The organism is Rhizobium laguerreae (genome assembly GCF_019778565.1).
Taxonomy (GTDB): domain Bacteria; phylum Pseudomonadota; class Alphaproteobacteria; order Rhizobiales; family Rhizobiaceae; genus Rhizobium; species Rhizobium laguerreae.
In genome coordinates this window covers 1,225,118-1,243,399 of the sequence record NZ_JAAXQT010000001.1, presented here as the reverse complement: position 1 = coordinate 1,243,399, position 18,282 = coordinate 1,225,118, and the positions used below count along the sequence as shown (strand labels likewise).

The following is an 18,282-nucleotide window of genomic DNA, read 5'->3' as shown; positions in this document are numbered from 1 at the left end:
CGCAGCAATCAGCAACAAAGTTACTGTAAAAATGTTAGACGACCAAAGAAATGGCCGCGAATTAATTTCGCTGTATTTCACACAATAAAAAATGAATAATATAAAAATGATTGGTAGCGAAACAATAAACTTTGGAATAAACGCGATAAAGCCGATATCGTCGAAGAAAAATGGCAAATGGCCTACCGTCATTCCTATGAAATAAGCCTGAAAGAACAGCTCGACCTGCGGCTCTCTAAGAAAGAGTCGTTCATTTTCCCCTGCCGAGTTGGATTTAATGAACTGAATATAAGTGCCGATTGTATTTCATAGTTTAGCTTTTCTCAAGCGGCCGTTATTTCTGCTTCGGCGCTTTGGCGGCAACAGAGCGTTTCCGCGCCTCCGCCTTTTTCGACGGCGCCGCATTTGCCGCTTCGGTTGACTCCGATACTCTGCAAGCCTCCGTCTCACCCCTGCCTTTGGCGGCCTTGGCGACCAGCTGGTTGAGGTGCTTCAGCTCTTCCTCGTCGAGATTTTCGATGCCGATGAAGCGGTTTTCGGCATGGCTGGTCAGGATGATTTCATTGAGCTTCGCCTGGATCGCCCGCGTGTCGCGCGTCTGGGCGTTCTGCAGCACGAAGACCATCAGGAAGGTGATGATCGTCGTGCCCGTATTGATGATCAGCTGCCATGTTTCCGAATAGTCGAAAAAGGGGCCGAGCGAGGCCCAGATGACGACAACCGTCAGCGCCAGGATGAAAGCAACGGGTTTGCCCGCCCATTCCGATGTCTTGGTTGCGAAGCGGGCAAACAGATGCTTCATCGTCACCTCTGAAAACCTCCCTCGAAGTCTCTGGAGCATGATGTCGGCGACGTCATGCTCCGCGCTAAACAAACTCCGAGGCAGGTTCGAGGTTCCCGGGGTATCTCAGATTCCCCCAGGGATCCCAGATTCCCCCGGGGCCGGGATTCCCCGCAGAAAGGGCTGTGGTTACGCTGTGGCTTCCCGCGCAATCAGCTTGCGATAGAGATGCCAGGTCGCATGGCCGAGGATCGGGATGACGAGTGCAAGCCCGGCAAAGATCGGGATCGTGCCGATCACGAGCATCGCGGCGACAATCAGGCCCCAGAGCAGCACCGGCACCGGATTGAGAATCGTCGCGCGGATCGACGCCGTGACGGCGGCCACCGCCCCGACATCGCGGTCGAGCAGTAGCGGAAAGGTGATGACGGTTATCGCCAGCACGACGAGCGCAAAGACGAAGCCGATGAGGTTGCCCCAGATGATCAGCTGCATGCCCTCCGACGTGCCGAAGACCTGGCGGAAGAAATCCCCCATGCTGCGCGGAAAGACCTCGCCGAGCAGATTGCTGTAGAGCGTCTGCGCCGTCACCAGCCAGACGATGAAGAGGCCGCAGAGCATCAAGCCGACCGCGACGATCGACGGCAGCGCCGGCGAATGGCGCACGTCGAGCGCATGCGTCCAGGACGCGTCGAGGCCAGCCTCGCGCCGGCGGCTGATCTCATAGAGGCCAATCGCTGCGATCGGGCCGATCAGCACGAAACCCGCCATCAGCGGGAAGACCATCGGCAAAAGGTTGGCGCCCGAGGTCCACAACGTCAGGAAAACGCCGGCGATCGGGTACATCAGGCACAGAAACACATAGTGGGACGGTTTCTCCATGAAATCGTCGTATCCGCGCTTCAGCGCGTCGAAGACGTCGGCGATACCGATGCGATTGACGACGGGCCGCGCTAAGCTTTCGCTTGCACCCGTCATGACGTGAAATGCCGCCATGGCTTTCTCCTCCTCAGCCGAGACCTGATCGGCGGCGGACAGCATCGGCGGGCAAGCCGATACGAAATCCGCAACCGGCACTGGAGGAATATAGCAACTTTCAGGGCCCGTGTCGCTCCCTCCCTTGACACCCCCTCTTGACATCTTGGACCAGCTTTCTCACATCGGCGGCATCATGAAAGCCTCAGACGCAGATATCCTCATCATCCCCGGTTACACCAATTCCGGCCCGAGCCACTGGCAGAGCCGCTGGGAGGCAAAGCTCAGCACGGCGCGGCGCGTCGAACAGGCCGAATGGACGAAGCCGGTCCGCGAGGACTGGATCGCCCGCATCGCCGAGGAGGTGAACGCTTCGACCCGCCCGGTCGTTCTCATCGCCCATTCGCTGGGCGTGCCCTCGGTGATCCATGCCATCCCGCATTTCCGCAACCGGGTGGCGGGCGCTTTCCTCGTCGCCCCGCCCGATGTCGCCAATCCCGATATCCGCCCGAAGCACCTGATGACCTTCGGCCCCTATCCACGCGATCCGCTGCCCTTCCCGTCGATCACCGTGGCCAGCCGCAACGATCCGTTCGGCAGCTACGAACATGCCGATGATGTTGCCAGCAGCTGGGGCTCCTTCCTCGTCGATGCCGGCGAGGCCGGCCACATCAATGCCGATTCCGGTCATGGCCCCTGGCCCGAAGGCACCATGGTCTTTGCCCAGTTCCTCGGCCGGCTCTCCGCTGATTGAGGAAAACCCGCATTCTCGCTTGTTGAGCAGGTGCTTTCTAAGTCTTTCTTAATGGAATGACAGCAGACTGCGCCGAGGTGAGATAAGCGAGAATGCCCGTGAAGAAAGCCCATCCAGAGGCCGGCGATGCGCATGGCGATGCAGCAGCGGCCGAGACAGGCATCAGCAATGGGGCAGCAACCGACGATTCCGACCTGGCCGAGCGCGAAAGCCGCTGGAATTATGCGCTGGTCGGCTCTGGCCTCGGCGTATGGGATCACAATTACCGTCTCGACCGAAAATATTATTCGCCGACGTGGAAGACCATCCGCGGCATGGCGCCCGAGGAGGAAGCCGACGGCGATTACCAGGCCTGGCTGCAGCTTGTTCACCCAGACGATCGCGATTTCGTTGTCCATGCGATCGACCGGCAGAATGCCGGCGATCCCAATTACCGGATCTTCGAATATCGCGAGCGCCACAAGGACGGCCACTGGGTCTGGATCGAGTGCCGCGGCGCCTGCGTCGAATGGGACGAGAACGGCGTGCCGACGCGCATCGTCGGCACGGACACGGATATTACTGCCCGGAAGCAGGCCGAAGAGACGCTGTCGCGTTTGTCGCGCCGCCTGGATCTGGCGTTAGAGATCTCCCGCATCGGCGTATTTGAAGCCGATATCGAGCACGATACCGTCGAATGGGACGACCGCCTCATCGCCATTTACGGGCTGCAGGGCGCCTCGCGCCAGATCGCCGGCGACGCCTGGGCGAAAAGTCTGCATCCCGATGACCGCGAGCGCGTGCTCGGCCTGGCCGACCGCAGCGTCGAAAGCGGCCGCGATTTCCAGCAGGAATATCGCATCATCCGCGGCGACGGCGCCGAACGCGTGATCCGCGCCCGCTCGGCCTTCTTCGTCGACGGCAACGGCCACCGCAAACTCATCGGCGCCAACTGGGACGTCACCGAAGAAGTCGCGCTCCGCAACGAACTGCAGCGCGCCAAGGATCTGGCCGAGGCGCGCAACCGCGAGCTCGAAGCCACCAAGGAGAGCATCGAGCACCTGGCACTACACGATTACCTCACCGGGCTGCCGAACCGCCGCTATCTCGACAAGATGCTGGATGAGCGCTCGGCCGAATGCCGGGCCAAGGGCCTGGCGCTAGCGATCCTCCATATCGATCTCGACCGTTTCAAGCAGATCAACGACACGCTCGGCCACCGAGCCGGCGACGCCATGCTGCAGCATGCCGCAAGCGTGCTGAGAACGTCCGTCCGCGCCGTCGATTTCGTCGCCCGCATCGGCGGCGACGAATTCGTCATCCTCTGCATTGTCGATCCCGCATCGAAGAAGATCGCCGGCCTTGCCGAGCGTGTCATCCGCGAATTGCGCAAACCCGTCAGATATGAGGGACACGACTGCCGTTTCGGCGCCAGCATCGGCATCGCCATCGACAGCGGACCGAAGCTCGACGCCAAGCAGATGCTGCTCGACGCCGATATCGCCCTTTATCGTGCCAAGGGTCTGGGCCGCAACCGCTTCGAATTCTTCTCGGCCGCTGCTCGCCGCGACATCATCTCCGCCAAGCACCTTGCCGACGAGATCCTGATCGGCCTCGAACGCAATGAATTCGTGCCCTTCTATCAGCTGCAGTTTGATGCCCGCACGCTCGATATTGCAGGCGTCGAAACACTGGCCCGCTGGCAGCATCCGGTGCACGGGCTGCTGACGCCCGACCGCTTCCTCGACATCGCCGAGGATCTCGACGTCGTCTCGACCATCGACGCCCTCATCCTGGAGCGCGCCATTGCCGACCGGAAGGTGTGGCTGAAGGACGGGCTGCCGATCCCGAAGATATCGGTCAACGTCTCCGCCAGACGGCTCGCAGATCCAGATCTGGGCAAGAAGCTCCGCGCCTTGAAGATCGAGCCCGGCACCTTCTCCTTCGAGCTGCTGGAATCGATCTCGCTCGACGATTGCGACGAGGCGGTGGCCGCCAACCTGAAAAAGCTGCGCAAGCTCGGCATCGACATCCAGATCGACGATTTCGGCACCGGCCATGCCTCGATCGTCAGCCTGTTGCGCTTGAGCCCGAAGACGCTGAAGATCGACCGCGAGCTGATCCGCATGCTGCCGCAATCGGCCGAGCAGCGCAAACTCGTCGGCTCGATCATCGATATCGGCCGCTCGCTGAACATCCTCGTCATCGCCGAGGGCGTCGAGACGGCGGAGCATATCCGCATACTCGAAGAACTCGACTGTGACACGCTGCAGGGCTACGCACTTGCCCGGCCGATGCCGGCCATGCAGATCCCCTCCTTCATTCGTTCCGGAAGCTGGCGGCACGGGCAAATCGCCGCTCGCGCCTTGCAGGCGCAGCTTCGTCGCGCGCTGCCAAGCAGAGCTGCCAAATAAAAACCTGCATAAGCGGCCCGCCATTTCGCCTTCATTCCACCGTAGAGGAAAAGGCGCTAAACTCCTCTTGCGAATTCATTCGATTCTCTTGGCGGTATTCCGTAAAATTGGAAACCAGGGCCACAGAATCTTGAAACCGGGGAAGGAGCGTCAGGCGGATTGTGAAACCCTCTCTTTTCCTTTAAGGGGACGCCACGAGATCGATCCACTCGCGCTATCCCAAGAGCGCCAACAATAGAGAATGACCACGATGAACCGTCGCCGCCGTATCTACGAGGGCAAGGCAAAGATTCTGTATGAGGGCCCGGAACCGGGCACTTTGATCCAGTTCTTCAAGGACGATGCCACTGCCTTCAACAAGAAAAAACACGAAGTCATCGATGGCAAGGGCGTCCTCAACAACCGCATCTGCGAATATATCTTCAGCCATCTGAACAAGATCGGCATCCCTACTCATTTCATCCGCCGGCTCAACATGCGCGAGCAGTTGATCAAGGAAGTGGAGATGATCCCGCTGGAGATCGTCGTGCGCAATGTCGCCGCCGGTTCTCTCGCCAAGCGCCTCGGCATCGACGAAGGCGTCGTGCTGCCGCGCTCGATCATCGAATTCTATTACAAGTCCGACGCGCTCGACGATCCGATGGTCTCCGAAGAGCACATCACCGCCTTCGGTTGGGCAAACCCTGCCGAACTCGATGACATCATGGCGCTTGCCATTCGCGTCAACGACTTCATGACCGGCCTCTTCCTTGGCGTCGGCATCCAGCTCGTCGATTTCAAGATCGAATGCGGCCGCCTCTTCGAAGGCGATATGATGCGCATCATCCTCGCCGACGAAATCTCGCCGGACAGCTGCCGGCTCTGGGATATCGAAACCCACGAGAAGATGGACAAGGACCGCTTCCGCCGCGATCTCGGCGGATTGCTCGAAGCCTATTCCGAAGTCGCGCGCCGTCTCGGCATCATCAATGAAAACGAGCCTGTGCGCGGCACCGGCCCGGTTCTCGTCAAGTAAGGCAGGAAAGACAAAGTGATCAAGGCTCGTGTCACCGTCACGCTGAAAAACGGCGTTCTCGATCCGCAGGGCAAGGCTATCGAGGGTGCGCTCAGTGCCCTCGGCTTCTCGGGCGTCGGCCATGTAAGACAAGGCAAGGTCTTCGACCTGGAGCTTGATGGCGCCGACAAGGGCAAGGCTGAGGCCGACCTCAAGGCCATGTGCGAAAAACTACTCGCCAACACGGTGATCGAGAACTACGCAATCGCGATCGACTGAACATTGCGAAATTGGCAATGCCCGAAGCACATCGAAACACTGTCGCCGCTTCGGGAACTGGCACAAACACAAGCAAGGTTTGAACAGCACCCATGAAATCAGCCGTCGTTCAACTTCCGGGCCTCAACCGCGACCGCGACATGATCGCCGCCTTGACCAAAATCTCCGGCCAGGCACCGGTAACGATCTGGCAGACGGAAACCGAGATCCCCGATGTCGATCTGATCGTCATCCCGGGCGGTTTTTCCTATGGTGATTATCTGCGCTGCGGCGCGATCGCCGCCCGCATGCCGGTCATGCAGGCGATCATCGACAAGGCTGCAAAGGGCGTGAAAGTCCTCGGCGTCTGCAACGGCTTCCAGATCCTCGTCGAGGCCGGCCTGCTGCCCGGCGCGCTGATGCGCAATTCCTCGCTGAAATTCGTCTGCCGCGAGATCAAGCTCGAAGTTGTCAATGCCGAGACGGATTTCACCCGCGCCTATGCGCAGGGCCAGGTCATTCGCTGCCCGGTCGCCCATCATGACGGCAATTATTTCGCCGACGATGCGACGCTGGCTGCGATCGAAGGCAAAGGCCAGGTGGTGTTCCGTTATGCCGAAGGCACCAATCCGAACGGCTCGATCAACGATATCGCCGCCGTCATGAACGAAAAGGGCAACGTGCTCGGCATGATGCCGCATCCCGAGAACCTGATCGAGGCCGCCCATGGCGGTTCGGACGGCCGCGGCCTCTTCGCCTCGGCGCTCGACGTCATCGCCGCCTGAACCCGCACGTCGCCCAAGCGCGCGTAGCGGTCTTGGGCAACGGGATGCACACGAAAATCCTTCTGTTCGGATCTGGAGCAATCGATGCGCCCTCGCCTCTCCGTCGCAAACGCCGCCCTGTTGACCGCTCTCGCAGCCATGGTGGCAGCCTGCCAGACGCCGGCGCCGACAGGCCCGAACCGCGCCGCGCTGCCGACGATGGAGCGCGTGGCCCTCGGCGCCAATGCCTGTTGGTTCAAATCGGGCGATCCGGCCTTTGCAGCCTACAAGCTCGCGCCGGAGCTCAATTCCTTCTCCGGCCGTCCGCGCATCCTGCTCGTCCATAAGGGCAGCCCGGAAAGTCGGCCGCTGCTCGTCGTGCAGGCCGAGGGAAGTCCGTCGCGCCTGCAGGCCTTCGGCCCGATGATGCAGGAACCGGTCGCCGGCCGCATCACCGCCGACGTCAATCGCTGGTCCGGCGGCAACAAGGCCTGCAGCTGATCCCGGCGATGACAGCGTTACGCGTCTTTTCAGACGCGCGAACAGCGCTGTAACTCTTTGAGTTCTGCATAATCAGTCCCAGAAAAACGACTTGCCGACTTCGCGCGCGGCATCGGACTGCGACACACCGATATCCTTGAGTTCGGTCGCCGTCAGGCCTCTCAGCGCGCGCCGGCCTTCCCGCTTCTGATGCCAGAGAAGAATGGCACCCCAGATTCGGCCCAAACGCGGCGTCACTTCGGCGGGCGTGTCGCGGAGGATGATTTGTCTCCTGTCATCACAAGAGACAATCGGTACAATCGGCATTTTGATCTCAGGCAAGGCAGACATTCCAAGAATCCTCTCGATTTGCCATTGGAATTGACTCATACGCTTGACGGGTACAATGTGCCAATATATACAATTGTCACCATGACAAATTGGCTTCCCGATATTTCCCGCGGCTCCGGGCCGGTCTATCTCCGGCTTGCCGACAGCATCGAATCCGCCATATCAAGCGGCGCCCTGCCCGCCGGCAGCAAGTTGCCGCCGCAGCGCAACCTTGCCTACGATATCGGCGTGACGATCGGCACGATCGGCCGCGCCTATGCGCTGGTGCATGAGCGCGGCCTGGTCGCCGGCGAAGTGGGGCGCGGCACCTATGTGCTGAACCGCTCCGAAACGCCGCCCGGCGAACAGATCGATCCGCTGACCGTCTCGCTCAGTGGCACCCGCATCCAGGATGCGCCTGCCAACAAGATCCGCTTCGATACGACAGCCGCGCCCGATCTCGGCCAGGGCAAGATCATCGCAGGCATCCTCGCCGAGATCGGCGAGCAGCATCTTGCCGAAATCTCCTCCTATTCCCGGAGCTTCCCGCGCAACTGGTTCGAGGCCGGCCGGTTGTGGCTTGCCCGCAGCGGCTGGACGCCGGAGGTCGAAAACATCGTGCCGACGCTCGGCGCCCATGCGGCGGCGATATCAGTCATCGCCGCCGTCTCGGCGCCAGGGGACAAGATCGTCTTCGAGGATCTCACCTATACCCAGGTCAGCCGCAGCGCCCGCCTTCTCGGCCGCCGCACGCTGACGGTCGATTCCGATAAACTGGGCGTAATTCCAGAGGATTTCGAACGGCTCTGTCAGCAGCAGCATCCGAAGATCGCCTTCCTGATGCCGACCGTCCACAATCCGACGTTGGCGATCATGCCCTATGAGCGGCGCGCGGCCATCGCCGCAATCGCCAGGAAACACGGCGTCTGGCTGATCGAAGACGACCTCTACGGCGGCATGGCCGACGACGATACGCCGCTGCTGGCCTCGATTGCGCCCGACCGCACCTTCCTCGTCAACGGCCTGTCGAAATCGGTCGCCGCCGGCGTGCGCGGCGGGTGGGTCGCCTGCCCGCCGCATTTTGCCCAGCGCATCAAGGTGACGCACAGGATGATCACCGGCGGCCTGCCCTTCATCCTGGCGGAGACCTGCGCGCGCCTCGTCGAGAGCGGCATGGCGCACGAGATTCGCAAGGCAAGTGTCGAGGAACTCTCCCGGCGCGTCCGGCTCGCCCGCGAACAGTTGCAGGGCTTCGATTTCGAATCACACATACACGCGCCCTTCCTCTGGCTGAAACTGCCGGAACCCTGGATGTCGGGCACCTTCAAGAATGCCGCCTTCCGCGACGGCGTGCTCGTCGACGACGAGGACGAGTTCAAGTCGGCGCGCGGAGAGCGACCCTATCATCGCGTTCGCATCGGTTTTTCCTCGCCGAAGACGGGGCAGGAACTGATCTCGGGCCTGATGATCCTGCGCCGGCTGCTGGAAAATGGCGGATCCGCCTATGATGGCGAAATATGACCTGTTGCAAATACACGTCATAATTCGGAAAAAACGCCGGAGCGTATTCCGAGCGCTTCACCGACTCAACCTCCATGTTACCTCTTTGTTGTTCCCGTCAGACGCGAATCAGAGGACAGCAAATGAGGGTCGACTTCGGAAAGATCGCGTTGCGTTTTTTGGGTATGGCATCGTTGGCAGCGGCAGCCGCTATCCCGGTTGCGGGCTCGGCAAGTGCTGGCGAGCAGATATTTGATGAATTGCGCTTCGGCGTCTCGACCTCGGTACAATCGGGCCATTCCAGGGAAGACGGCGTCTTTCCCGAAATTACCGCTCTCTTCGATCCTTTCGGCTACGACACGGCGGTCGGCTGGCAGCAACAGCTGCTGCACCCTCGTGTGCATCTCGGAACCTCGATCGGGACGTCGGGCGAAGCCACCCAGTTCTTCACCGGTTTCACCTGGACGGTCGATTTCAACGAGAAGCTCTTTGCCGAAGCCGGCTTCGGCGGCGTCATCCATACCGGCGATCTCGAAGGCGATGACGACGGCCCAGAACTCGGCTGTCGCGTCCTCTTCCACGAATATCTGGGTGCCGGCTATCGTTTCACCGCCCACTGGAACGTCATGGCTCAGATCGCTCACTCCTCGCATGCCAATCTCTGCGATGGGCCGAACGACGGCATGACACGCGCCGGTCTGCAGATCGGCTACAAATTCTAGCAGCGACCACTTTTCATCATCAGGAAGAAGTTGCCGGCCCGCTGTTGACGGCGGGCATTTTCCTGTCGCGCGTCGCCGCTACATAAGCTAAAGACAGCGCAAAACGCGCCAGGGATTTTCCGCTCATGACCATTCCAAACACCATCCCGATCACGCCCGAACTCATTGCGAGGCATGGCCTGAAGCCGGACGAGTACCAGCGTATTCTGGATCTGATCGGCCGCGAACCGACGTTTACCGAGCTCGGCATCTTTTCTGCCATGTGGAACGAGCACTGCTCCTACAAATCCTCGAAGAAGTGGCTGCGCACGCTGCCGACCAAAGGGCCGCGCGTCATCCAGGGCCCGGGCGAAAATGCTGGCGTGGTCGATATCGATGACGGCGATTGCGTCGTCTTCAAGATGGAGAGCCACAACCACCCCTCTTATATCGAGCCTTATCAGGGCGCCGCGACCGGCGTCGGTGGCATCCTGCGCGACGTTTTCACCATGGGCGCGCGCCCGATCGCCGCGATGAACGCGCTGCGCTTCGGCGAGCCGGATCACCCCAAGACCCGCCACCTCGTCTCCGGCGTCGTTTCCGGCGTCGGCGGCTACGGCAATTCCTTCGGCGTGCCGACGGTCGGCGGTGAGGTCGAGTTCGACGCCCGCTACAACGGCAACATCCTGGTTAACGCCTTTGCCGCCGGTATTGCGAAGTCGAACGCCATCTTCCTGTCCGAAGCCAAGGGCGTCGGTCTTCCGGTCGTCTATCTCGGCGCCAAGACCGGCCGTGACGGCGTCGGCGGCGCGACGATGGCATCGGCCGAATTCGACGAATCGATCGAAGAGAAGCGTCCGACCGTTCAGGTCGGCGACCCCTTCACCGAAAAGTGCCTGCTGGAAGCCTGCCTCGAGCTGATGCAGACCGGCGCAGTCATCGCCATCCAGGACATGGGTGCGGCCGGCCTCACCTGCTCTGCCGTCGAGATGGGCGCCAAGGGCGATCTCGGCATCCTGCTCGAACTCGACAAGGTGCCGGTGCGCGAAGAGAGAATGACGGCCTACGAAATGATGCTGTCGGAAAGCCAGGAGCGCATGCTCATGGTGCTGCAGCCGGAGAAGGAAGAGGAAGCCAAGGCGATCTTCGTCAAGTGGGGCCTCGACTTTGCCATCGTCGGCTGGACAACCGACGATCTGCGCTTCCGCGTCATGCACCAGGGTGAGGAAGTCGCCAACCTGCCGATCAAGGATCTGGGCGACCAGGCGCCGGAATATGATCGCCCATGGCGCGAGCCCGGCAAGCATGCCCCCCTGCCCGCCAATCTCGTCGCCGCTCCTCAGGATTACGGCCAGGCGCTGCTGCAGCTCGTCGGCTCCGCCAACCAATCGAGCCGCCGCTGGGTCTATGAGCAGTATGACACGCTGATCCAGGGCAATTCGCTGCAGCTTCCAGGCGGCGATGCCGGCGTCGTACGCGTCGACGGCCATCCCTCCAAGGCGCTCGCCTTCTCCTCCGACGTCACCCCGCGTTATGTCGAGGCGGATCCCTTCGAAGGCGGCAAGCAGGCGGTCGCCGAATGCTGGCGCAACATCACCGCGACAGGCGCCGAACCGCTCGCCGCCACCGACAATCTGAACTTCGGCAATCCCGAAAAGCCAGAAATCATGGGCCAGTTCGTTCAGGCGGTGAAAGGTATTGGCGAGGCCTGCCGGGCGCTGGATTTCCCGATCGTGTCAGGCAACGTTTCGCTCTACAACGAGACCAACGGCGTCGCCATCCTGCCGACCCCGACAATCGCAGGCGTCGGCCTGCTGCCGGACTGGCGCAAGATGGCTCGCATCGGCAGCGCCAACGACGGCGACAAGGTGATCATGATCGGCGTCGACGGCAGCCATCTCGGCCAGTCCGTCTATCTCCGCGACGTGCTTTCCAGCCGCGAAGGTCCGGCTCCTGAAGTGGATCTGTTCGCCGAAAGACGCAATGGCGATTTCGTCCGCTCCGTCATCCGCAACGGCCAGGCGACCGCCTGCCACGACATCTCCTCGGGCGGCCTTGCCGTGGCGCTCGCCGAAATGGCCATGGCCTCGGGCAAAGGCCTGACGATCGATCTGAGCGAAGGCAAGGGTGAAACGCATGCGCTGCTCTTCGGTGAGGATCAGGCCCGCTACGTCCTGACCTTGCCTGCCGATGTCGCCGATTTCGTCTGCGTCAATGCAGAAGGTGGCGGTGTTCCCTTCCGCCGTCTCGGCACGGTCGGAGGAACGGCGCTCGTCGTCGGCGATCTCATCTCGCTGCCGATTCAGCAATTGCGCGATGCCCATGAATCATGGTTCCCTGATTTCATGGAAGGCCGCGGCGAACTTGCCGCTGCGGAATGATGCGCAAGGAGTAACGATCATGGCCATGAAACCCGGCGATATCGAAGACATGATCAAGGCTGGGATTCCCGGTGCCAAGGTGACGATCCGCGATCTGGCGGGCGACGGCGATCATTACGCCGCCGAAGTCGTCGCCGAAGCCTTTCGCGGCAAGAGCCGCGTGCAACAGCACCAGATGGTCTACGAGGCGCTGAAGGGCAATATGGGCGGCGTGTTGCACGCTCTTGCCCTGCAGACCTCGGCGCCGGAATAGAGCCCGACGCAATCCGGCTGACGATGCCCGGCCCTCAGCCGGGCATTCTCTTTTCGTCGGGATCGGCAAAGACCGAGGCCGGCATCGGCCCGGATGTCAAAAGCGTAAAGTCGAAGGGCGCCTGCAGATCAGGCCCAAGCACATATTGCCGGTGAACGCGCAGCTGGTCCTTGCGGATCTTGCGATAGTGCTCGCGCGTCAGCATCTGCTTGACGCGGATCAGGATCATCTTCGCTTGAGGCGCATCCGCATGGCTGGAGACGGCAACGACCGGCACCTTGTAGAAATTGATCGAATCCGTCAGGCACTGCACATCGAGCCAGGAAATCTCGGGACAGCGGGCGATCAGCCCGACGCGGGCGCGCAGCAGCGTCGCCGATGACAGCAGCGCGCATTGCAGGATGGCGCTGCCGAGTGTGGCAAACACCACGCGCTTGCCCTTGAAGAGCTCCGGCTCCCTTTCCAGCAATATGCCGATGACATGGGCGGCGACGTTCGATCCCATGCTGTGCGAGGAGATCACATACTCGTCCGCCTCTTCGTCGAGCGCCTTGCGCACGGCAGTGGCTCGGTCTTCCAGCCAGTCGTTGAAATCCGCCCGGTCCATGCGGCCGAGCGCCACCGCCATCTCCCAATCGGCGAAGAGATGCAGCGTATGGAAGCGTTCGGAAAATGGCAGGAAGGCGAAGATGAAAAAACAGAGCGCCAGCGGCCCACTCCAGAGCATGTGCCACGGCGAAAAGCCGACAGCATAGGGTAGGATGGCGATTTGCGCGGTCAGCACGATCGCCAGCGCCGTCAGCAGGAACGGAAAGAGGAAGAACAGGCCGAAGCGCCAGGCGTGGCGGAAATATCCCCGCATCCCGCCATCCAGCATGATCTCGGCGCAGCTTCGGAAGCCCGCAATGATCTGGCTCAGCGTGTTGCCGGCACGCAGCTTGCGCACCAGTATATCGTGATCGACCATATGGATGCGGCTCTTCGTCTGCCAGCCGGGGGAACCGGTCCCTGCCTCGGGCGCCGCTACCCTCTCAGCCGTCGTGACCTCGAAACTGACCGGATCGCTCCCCGCATCCACTGGCCCCGTCTCAATCGAATAACTCCAGACGGCGGCACTCTGCCTGGCCGAACGCTCGTAGCGCGCCCTGTGGGCAACGCCGTCAAGCGGCTCGAAGCCCGGGAAATGCAGGACGACCCGCTTCTCGATCAGTTTCATTCCACTCTTCCGGCCGGGCGAATGGCCGGCATGTTGCTGCGATCCGGATGCTGCGCCGCTGATATGGGCAAAAAGCACCTATGGTCTCGAAGCCGTCTTGCTAACCGAACTCTTCCGGAATTCAATAGCAGCCATGTCGTTTCCATCACGAACGGAGGGGTTTTGTGGCCGACCTAGTCAAAGAATTGATATCAGGCGTCGTCGACAGCGTGCTGAAGGAGATCCTGAAGAAGACCACCGGCCGCATCACGACGAAGCGCAGGAGGCGTAAGACACGCCCCGCCACGACGACGAAGGTTGCGCGCAAGGCGACCTCGGCCAAGCCCAAGCCCGCCCGCAAACAGGTCAGCAAGCGCCGCACCGCCGCCGGCCGCAGCCGTCAGCGACGCAGCTAAGACACGATGAAAATATGAGCGGCTTTCGGATGAATTCCGCTCCGCTGCAGCGCCGCGCGTCTTTTAAGACGTGCAAAGGACGCTGTCGCACTTTGATGTGCAGTAGCGCGACGGCAACAGCCCCGGCAACGGCCTGCCCGAATTGGTATTTTTTTGGTTCGGGCAGCTGGAATTCCTGCTGTCGCATGCTATCTAAAGGCAACGATTGAAACGGTGGGCCTTTAACCCGCCTGTTGAAAGGATTAGGTCCATGAGCGGCATTCACGAATTCATCGGCAACGAAATCAAGAGCAACGACGTCGTCCTTTTCATGAAGGGCACGCCTCAGTTTCCGCAGTGCGGTTTCTCCGGCCAGGTCGTGCAGATTCTCGATTACATCGGCGTCGATTACAAGAGCGTCAACGTGCTCGCCGATTCGGAAATCCGCCAGGGCATCAAGGAATATTCCAACTGGCCGACGATCCCGCAGCTCTACGTAAAGGGCGAGTTCGTCGGCGGCTGCGACATCGTCCGGGAAATGTTCCAGGCTGGTGAACTGCAGCAGCATCTCCAGGAAAATGGCATCGCGGTGCGCGCCGCCTCCTGACCGGTCACCGGACGTCCGCCCGGTTTCCAAATCTGTTTCTTGAGTTCGAGGCGCTGCGGCTAGCAGCGCCTTGACCTGTTTATGGGAATTTCATTGTGACAGATTCTTCACAAGCCGTGTCCGCGGGCCGCCTGCCCATGGGCAAGCGAGAATTCATCGCGCTCGCAGCCTTCCTGATGGCCATCAACTCGCTGGCGATCGACATCATGCTCCCGGCCTTGCAGCAGATCGGCGCGAGCCTCGGCGTCGAGAGCGAGAACCACCGGCAATTCGTCGTCTCCTCCTATCTGCTCGGCTTCGGCTGCGCCCAGCTGTTCTACGGACCGCTTTCCGATCGCTTCGGCCGCCGTACGCCGCTGTTGTTCGGCCTCGTCGTCTATATCGTTTCGGCCATCGGCATCGTCTTCGTTCCCTCCTTCGCCGGCCTGCTGGTGCTGCGCTTCGTCCAGGGCATCGGCTCGGCGGCCACCCGCGTCATCACCATCTCCATCGTCCGCGATATCTATGGCGGACGACAGATGGCCGAAGTCATGTCGCTGATCATGATGGTCTTCATGATCGTGCCGGTGATTGCGCCCGGCGCGGGTCAGATCGTCATGTTCTTCGGCAATTGGCACCTGATCTTCTTGTTTATCGCCGCCATGGCGACTGGCATCGCCGTCTGGGCCTATCTACGCCTGCCGGAGACCCTGCATCCCGCCAATGTCAGACCCTTCACCGCCCGCTCGATCTTCGGCGCCTTCAAGCTGGTGCTGACCAATCGCGTCGCGCTCTGCTACACCATCGCCAGCACCTTCATCTTCGGCGCGCTGTTCGGCTTCATCAATTCGGCCCAGCAGGTCTATGTCGGCATCTACGATCTCGGCGCCTATTTCCCCGTCGCCTTTGCCGGCGTGGCGATCTTCATGTCGCTGTCGTCCTTCTTCAATTCGCGCTTCGTCGGCAAGCTCGGCATGCGCCGCCTGTCGCACGGCTCGCTCATCGGCTTCATCGCCATCAACACCGTCTGGCTGATCGTCCAGATGGCCAGCACCGAGCCGATGCCCTTCGCGCTGTTCATCTCCTTCTTCGGCCTTTCCATGTTCCAGTTCGGCTGGATCGGCTCGAACTTCAATTCGCTCGCCATGGAGCCGCTCGGCCACGTCGCCGGCACCGCCTCCTCCGTCCTCGGCTTCATGAGCACGGTCGGCGGCGCCATCATCGGCGCCGGCATCGGCCAGGCCTTCGACGGCACTGCGCTGCCGATGGTCGCCGGTTATTTCTTTGTGTCGATCATCGGGCTCGTCTTCGTGCTGATCGCCGAGAAGGGCCGCCTCTTCCAATCGCAAAACCCAGCCGTCTGAACGGCCGACCTCATTCGCATCCGGGATTTCACCACATGACGCCGCCACATAAACCGCACCAGGAAAACCAGGGCTCCCGCCGTATCGGCATGGGCTTTGGCGAATTCGTCGTTACCATCGCCATCATGACCGCCAGCGTTGCCATGGCGATCGACAGCATGCTGCCGGCATTACCCAATATCGGCCATTCCCTCGGCGTCACCAATACCAACGACGCGCAGTTGATCATCGGCGTGTTCTTCTTAGGATTCGGCGTCTCGCAGATCTTCTTCGGCAGCCTTTCGGATACGTTCGGCCGCCGCAACATCCTGCTCGGCGGCTTGGCCTGCTATATTGTCGGAATGTTTGCCGCCGCAGCGACCGGCAGCTTCGAAATGCTGCTCGTTATGCGTTTTGTCCAGGGTATTGGCGGTGCGGCCGTGCGCATTACCACCATGGCCATGGTGCGCGACTGCTTCGGTGGCCGCGAAATGGCCCGTGTTATGTCCTATGTGATGATCGTCTTTATGATCGTGCCGATCGTTGCCCCATCCGTCGGCCAGCTCATCATCCTTTATGCCAACTGGCACTGGATCTTCATCCTGCTCGGCATCATCGCCACCGTCCTGTTCGTCTGGGCTCTCCTGCGGCTGAAGGAATCGCTGCCGCCGGAAGAGCGGCTGCCGCTGTCGGTCGCCTCTGTCGTGGATGGCTTCAAGACCGTGCTCACCAACCGCATCACCTGCGGCTACATGATCGGCCTCACCATGTTCACCGGCGTCATCAGCGCCTATGTGATCTCGGTGCAGCAGGTCTTCGGCGAGGTCTATGGCCTTGGCGACTGGCTGCCGATCGCCTTTGCGGCGACCGCCGGCGGCATCGCCGTCGCCAATTTCGCCAACGGCTTCTTCGTGCGCAAGTTCGGCATGCGCCGTATCTCGCACGCCGCCCTGCTGATCTTCACGGCGCTATCGGCTGTCGGCTTTTTCTATTCGCTGACCGGCAAGCCGGATTTCGCCATCGCCTATGGCATCTTCACCATCGTGCTGATGATGTTTGCTCTGATCGCCACCAATTTCACCGCCATCAGCCTCGAGCCAATGGGTAATCTCGCAGGCACCGCGACCGCCATCACCGGCTTCGTCTCGACGACGGCCGGCGCCATCCTCGGCGGCCTGGTCGGCCAGATGTTCAACGGCACGGTGCAGCCGCTCTTCGGCGGCTTCGCCCTCTTCGGCGCGGTGACAATCGCGGCCACGCTCTGGGCGGAAAACGGCAAACTCTTCACCCACCCCGGCGACAGCCCGCAGCTCGATCCGGGTGCGGCCCACTTTTGAGATAAGACAGGACTGATTTTGCGGGTTGTGATGGAGGTTTCGATCTCCCGTTACATTAGGCCAGCTGGCTTTTTCATTCCAACTTCGCGCTCAAGATGCCTCCAAGTGGCATCCTCAAACCGTTGCGGCCATTCAATCTCCCACCTCTCAGCCATCCTGCGGGCGCGTGGCAGAAAGGCACTTGCGCAGGCAAGGTGAGCGTCGATGATTGACTGACGTGTTGGTGCTGCGGGAGGAATGGTTGCGAGGAGGTCAAGTTGCTCCTCGGACAGCCGACGGCTCCAGGCCAGCATGCCGCCTTTGTCTGCGCGTTCAACTTCTTCGCTCAGAAGTTTGAAGAGCATCATCCGAAGCAAGTCTACGCCTGCGACACTGAGGAGATATTCTCCCCGGCCGTTGGCGACGGCAAGGAGACCGAACACACGAATAAACTCGTTGATGAGATAGGTGAGATATTCCTTATTAGGACCGGACCACGGGATAGTCGCTGGCAAAGTGTCGTACAAGCCATGTCTGTCGATCAGCGGTTTAAGCGAATCTTGGCTTCTTTTCTTCAGGGCTCCCTCGTCGACTACTCCCAGATCTATTCGTTGCCATTGATCAGTTATGGCATTGAAGACGCGCTCCTCTTTGCCAAGCTCGTTCCAAAAGACAATGGGGGCAATTTTTTCGAGCTGTTGCCGCCATGCTCCACTGAACTCGGCCTGATCATCGCGCGCGACGACGGCGAGCAGATCAATGTCACTATACGTGTCAGCCTGCCCTTTTCCAAAGCTGCCAGCAAGAAACAGCCCGACAACCCTTGGGTCGCCGCTAACGACTTGACGGATTTTCTCGATGAATTGCTCTTGCCACACGGGAT

The 18,282-nt window shown here is 60.9% G+C and carries 19 protein-coding genes; 14 read left to right on the top strand and 5 right to left on the bottom strand.

Going from position 1 to position 18,282, the window contains the following annotated elements; genetic code table 11:
• Positions 1-334: 334 nt before the first annotated feature.
• Complete coding sequence (locus HFO71_RS06095; protein WP_077978272.1) at positions 335-802, bottom strand: low affinity iron permease family protein; 468 nt, start codon at positions 800-802, stop codon at positions 335-337.
• 168 nt (positions 803-970) lie between these two features.
• Complete coding sequence (locus HFO71_RS06090) at positions 971-1,777, bottom strand: DUF2189 domain-containing protein (protein WP_077979196.1); 807 nt, start codon at positions 1,775-1,777, stop codon at positions 971-973.
• A gap of 175 nt (positions 1,778-1,952) precedes the next feature.
• On the opposite strand from HFO71_RS06090, the gene HFO71_RS06085 reads away from it, so the two are divergent.
• The 6 genes from HFO71_RS06085 to HFO71_RS06060 all read left to right on the top strand — a co-directional run bounded on the left by HFO71_RS06085 (position 1,953) and on the right by HFO71_RS06060 (position 7,420).
• Entirely contained in the window at positions 1,953-2,510 is a 558-nt protein-coding gene (locus HFO71_RS06085; RefSeq protein WP_077979197.1) for an RBBP9/YdeN family alpha/beta hydrolase, read from the top strand.
• A 92-nt stretch (positions 2,511-2,602) separates the two neighbouring features.
• Complete coding sequence (locus HFO71_RS06080) at positions 2,603-4,903, top strand: putative bifunctional diguanylate cyclase/phosphodiesterase (RefSeq protein WP_077978273.1); 2,301 nt, start codon at positions 2,603-2,605, stop codon at positions 4,901-4,903.
• 250 nt (positions 4,904-5,153) lie between these two features.
• Complete coding sequence (purC, locus tag HFO71_RS06075; protein ID WP_003540062.1) at positions 5,154-5,918, top strand: phosphoribosylaminoimidazolesuccinocarboxamide synthase; 765 nt, start codon at positions 5,154-5,156, stop codon at positions 5,916-5,918.
• Positions 5,919-5,933: 15 nt separating this feature from the next.
• Positions 5,934-6,176, top strand: coding sequence for a phosphoribosylformylglycinamidine synthase subunit PurS (purS, locus tag HFO71_RS06070; RefSeq protein ID WP_077978274.1), 243 nt, complete (start codon positions 5,934-5,936; stop codon positions 6,174-6,176).
• A gap of 92 nt (positions 6,177-6,268) precedes the next feature.
• The gene (purQ, locus tag HFO71_RS06065) at positions 6,269-6,940 is read left to right on the top strand and encodes a phosphoribosylformylglycinamidine synthase subunit PurQ (protein ID WP_077978275.1); all 672 of its coding nucleotides are present in this window, start codon (positions 6,269-6,271) and stop codon (positions 6,938-6,940) included.
• A gap of 84 nt (positions 6,941-7,024) precedes the next feature.
• Positions 7,025-7,420 carry a hypothetical protein gene (locus tag HFO71_RS06060; protein ID WP_077978276.1) on the top strand — a complete coding sequence of 132 codons (396 nt, stop codon included), beginning with the start codon at positions 7,025-7,027 and terminating at the stop codon, positions 7,418-7,420.
• Between the two features lie 72 nt (positions 7,421-7,492).
• On the opposite strand, the gene HFO71_RS06055 is transcribed toward HFO71_RS06060, so the two are convergent.
• Complete coding sequence (locus tag HFO71_RS06055) at positions 7,493-7,750, bottom strand: DUF1127 domain-containing protein (RefSeq protein WP_077978277.1); 258 nt, start codon at positions 7,748-7,750, stop codon at positions 7,493-7,495.
• A gap of 81 nt (positions 7,751-7,831) precedes the next feature.
• On the opposite strand from HFO71_RS06055, the gene HFO71_RS06050 reads away from it, so the two are divergent.
• The 4 genes from HFO71_RS06050 (at position 7,832) to HFO71_RS06035 (ending at position 12,564) form a co-directional block, all read left to right on the top strand.
• The gene (locus HFO71_RS06050; RefSeq protein WP_077978278.1) at positions 7,832-9,250 is read left to right on the top strand and encodes an aminotransferase-like domain-containing protein; all 1,419 of its coding nucleotides are present in this window, start codon (positions 7,832-7,834) and stop codon (positions 9,248-9,250) included.
• A 122-nt stretch (positions 9,251-9,372) separates the two neighbouring features.
• Positions 9,373-9,951, top strand: a complete 579-nt coding sequence (locus HFO71_RS06045; protein ID WP_131642162.1) for an acyloxyacyl hydrolase — start codon at positions 9,373-9,375, stop codon at positions 9,949-9,951.
• A 125-nt stretch (positions 9,952-10,076) separates the two neighbouring features.
• On the top strand, positions 10,077-12,311 hold the full coding sequence (gene purL, locus HFO71_RS06040) for a phosphoribosylformylglycinamidine synthase subunit PurL (protein ID WP_077978280.1): 2,235 nt from the start codon (positions 10,077-10,079) through the stop codon (positions 12,309-12,311).
• A 19-nt stretch (positions 12,312-12,330) separates the two neighbouring features.
• On the top strand, positions 12,331-12,564 hold the full coding sequence (locus HFO71_RS06035; RefSeq protein WP_003540079.1) for a BolA/IbaG family iron-sulfur metabolism protein: 234 nt from the start codon (positions 12,331-12,333) through the stop codon (positions 12,562-12,564).
• Between the two features lie 34 nt (positions 12,565-12,598).
• Here the strand turns inward: HFO71_RS06035 and HFO71_RS06030 are convergent, their stop codons facing one another.
• A complete protein-coding gene (locus HFO71_RS06030) occupies positions 12,599-13,780 on the bottom strand; it encodes a hypothetical protein (protein ID WP_077979198.1) in 1,182 nt (393 codons plus the stop codon).
• A 164-nt stretch (positions 13,781-13,944) separates the two neighbouring features.
• Between HFO71_RS06030 and HFO71_RS06025 the strand changes: the two genes are divergently transcribed.
• The 4 genes from HFO71_RS06025 (at position 13,945) to HFO71_RS06010 (ending at position 17,420) form a co-directional block, all read left to right on the top strand.
• The gene (locus HFO71_RS06025; protein WP_077978281.1) at positions 13,945-14,175 is read left to right on the top strand and encodes a hypothetical protein; all 231 of its coding nucleotides are present in this window, start codon (positions 13,945-13,947) and stop codon (positions 14,173-14,175) included.
• 250 nt (positions 14,176-14,425) lie between these two features.
• Positions 14,426-14,761 (top strand): Grx4 family monothiol glutaredoxin, encoded by a 336-nt coding sequence (gene grxD, locus HFO71_RS06020; protein ID WP_012757638.1) that lies wholly within the window; start codon positions 14,426-14,428, stop codon positions 14,759-14,761.
• Between the two features lie 137 nt (positions 14,762-14,898).
• Positions 14,899-16,104 (top strand): multidrug effflux MFS transporter, encoded by a 1,206-nt coding sequence (locus tag HFO71_RS06015; protein ID WP_077979199.1) that lies wholly within the window; start codon positions 14,899-14,901, stop codon positions 16,102-16,104.
• Between the two features lie 35 nt (positions 16,105-16,139).
• On the top strand, positions 16,140-17,420 hold the full coding sequence (locus HFO71_RS06010; RefSeq protein ID WP_025394745.1) for a multidrug effflux MFS transporter: 1,281 nt from the start codon (positions 16,140-16,142) through the stop codon (positions 17,418-17,420).
• A 50-nt stretch (positions 17,421-17,470) separates the two neighbouring features.
• Here HFO71_RS06010 and HFO71_RS06005 read toward each other — a convergent pair whose 3' ends face one another.
• Positions 17,471-18,277, bottom strand: coding sequence for an aminoglycoside 6-adenylyltransferase (locus HFO71_RS06005; RefSeq protein WP_077978283.1), 807 nt, complete (start codon positions 18,275-18,277; stop codon positions 17,471-17,473).
• Positions 18,278-18,282 lie beyond the last annotated feature (5 nt).

Bases quoted from the DNA above. Each gene is read 5' to 3' on its own strand.
- HFO71_RS06055 (WP_077978277.1), bottom strand. From the start codon at position 7,750: ATGTCTGCCTTGCCTGAGATCAAAATGCCGATTGTACCGATTGTCTCT.
- HFO71_RS06085 (WP_077979197.1), top strand. From the start codon at position 1,953: ATGAAAGCCTCAGACGCAGATATCCTCATCATCCCCGGTTACACCAAT.
- grxD (WP_012757638.1), top strand. From the start codon at position 14,426: ATGAGCGGCATTCACGAATTCATCGGCAACGAAATCAAGAGCAACGAC.
- purL (WP_077978280.1), top strand. From the start codon at position 10,077: ATGACCATTCCAAACACCATCCCGATCACGCCCGAACTCATTGCGAGG.
- HFO71_RS06035 (WP_003540079.1), top strand. From the start codon at position 12,331: ATGGCCATGAAACCCGGCGATATCGAAGACATGATCAAGGCTGGGATT.
- purC (WP_003540062.1), top strand. From the start codon at position 5,154: ATGAACCGTCGCCGCCGTATCTACGAGGGCAAGGCAAAGATTCTGTAT.
- HFO71_RS06010 (WP_025394745.1), top strand. From the start codon at position 16,140: ATGACGCCGCCACATAAACCGCACCAGGAAAACCAGGGCTCCCGCCGT.
- HFO71_RS06080 (WP_077978273.1), top strand. From the start codon at position 2,603: ATGCCCGTGAAGAAAGCCCATCCAGAGGCCGGCGATGCGCATGGCGAT.
- HFO71_RS06060 (WP_077978276.1), top strand. From the start codon at position 7,025: ATGCGCCCTCGCCTCTCCGTCGCAAACGCCGCCCTGTTGACCGCTCTC.
- HFO71_RS06015 (WP_077979199.1), top strand. From the start codon at position 14,899: ATGGGCAAGCGAGAATTCATCGCGCTCGCAGCCTTCCTGATGGCCATC.
- HFO71_RS06090 (WP_077979196.1), bottom strand. From the start codon at position 1,777: ATGGCGGCATTTCACGTCATGACGGGTGCAAGCGAAAGCTTAGCGCGG.
- HFO71_RS06050 (WP_077978278.1), top strand. From the start codon at position 7,832: ATGACAAATTGGCTTCCCGATATTTCCCGCGGCTCCGGGCCGGTCTAT.
- HFO71_RS06045 (WP_131642162.1), top strand. From the start codon at position 9,373: ATGAGGGTCGACTTCGGAAAGATCGCGTTGCGTTTTTTGGGTATGGCA.
- purQ (WP_077978275.1), top strand. From the start codon at position 6,269: ATGAAATCAGCCGTCGTTCAACTTCCGGGCCTCAACCGCGACCGCGAC.
- HFO71_RS06095 (WP_077978272.1), bottom strand. From the start codon at position 802: ATGAAGCATCTGTTTGCCCGCTTCGCAACCAAGACATCGGAATGGGCG.
- HFO71_RS06030 (WP_077979198.1), bottom strand. From the start codon at position 13,780: ATGAAACTGATCGAGAAGCGGGTCGTCCTGCATTTCCCGGGCTTCGAG.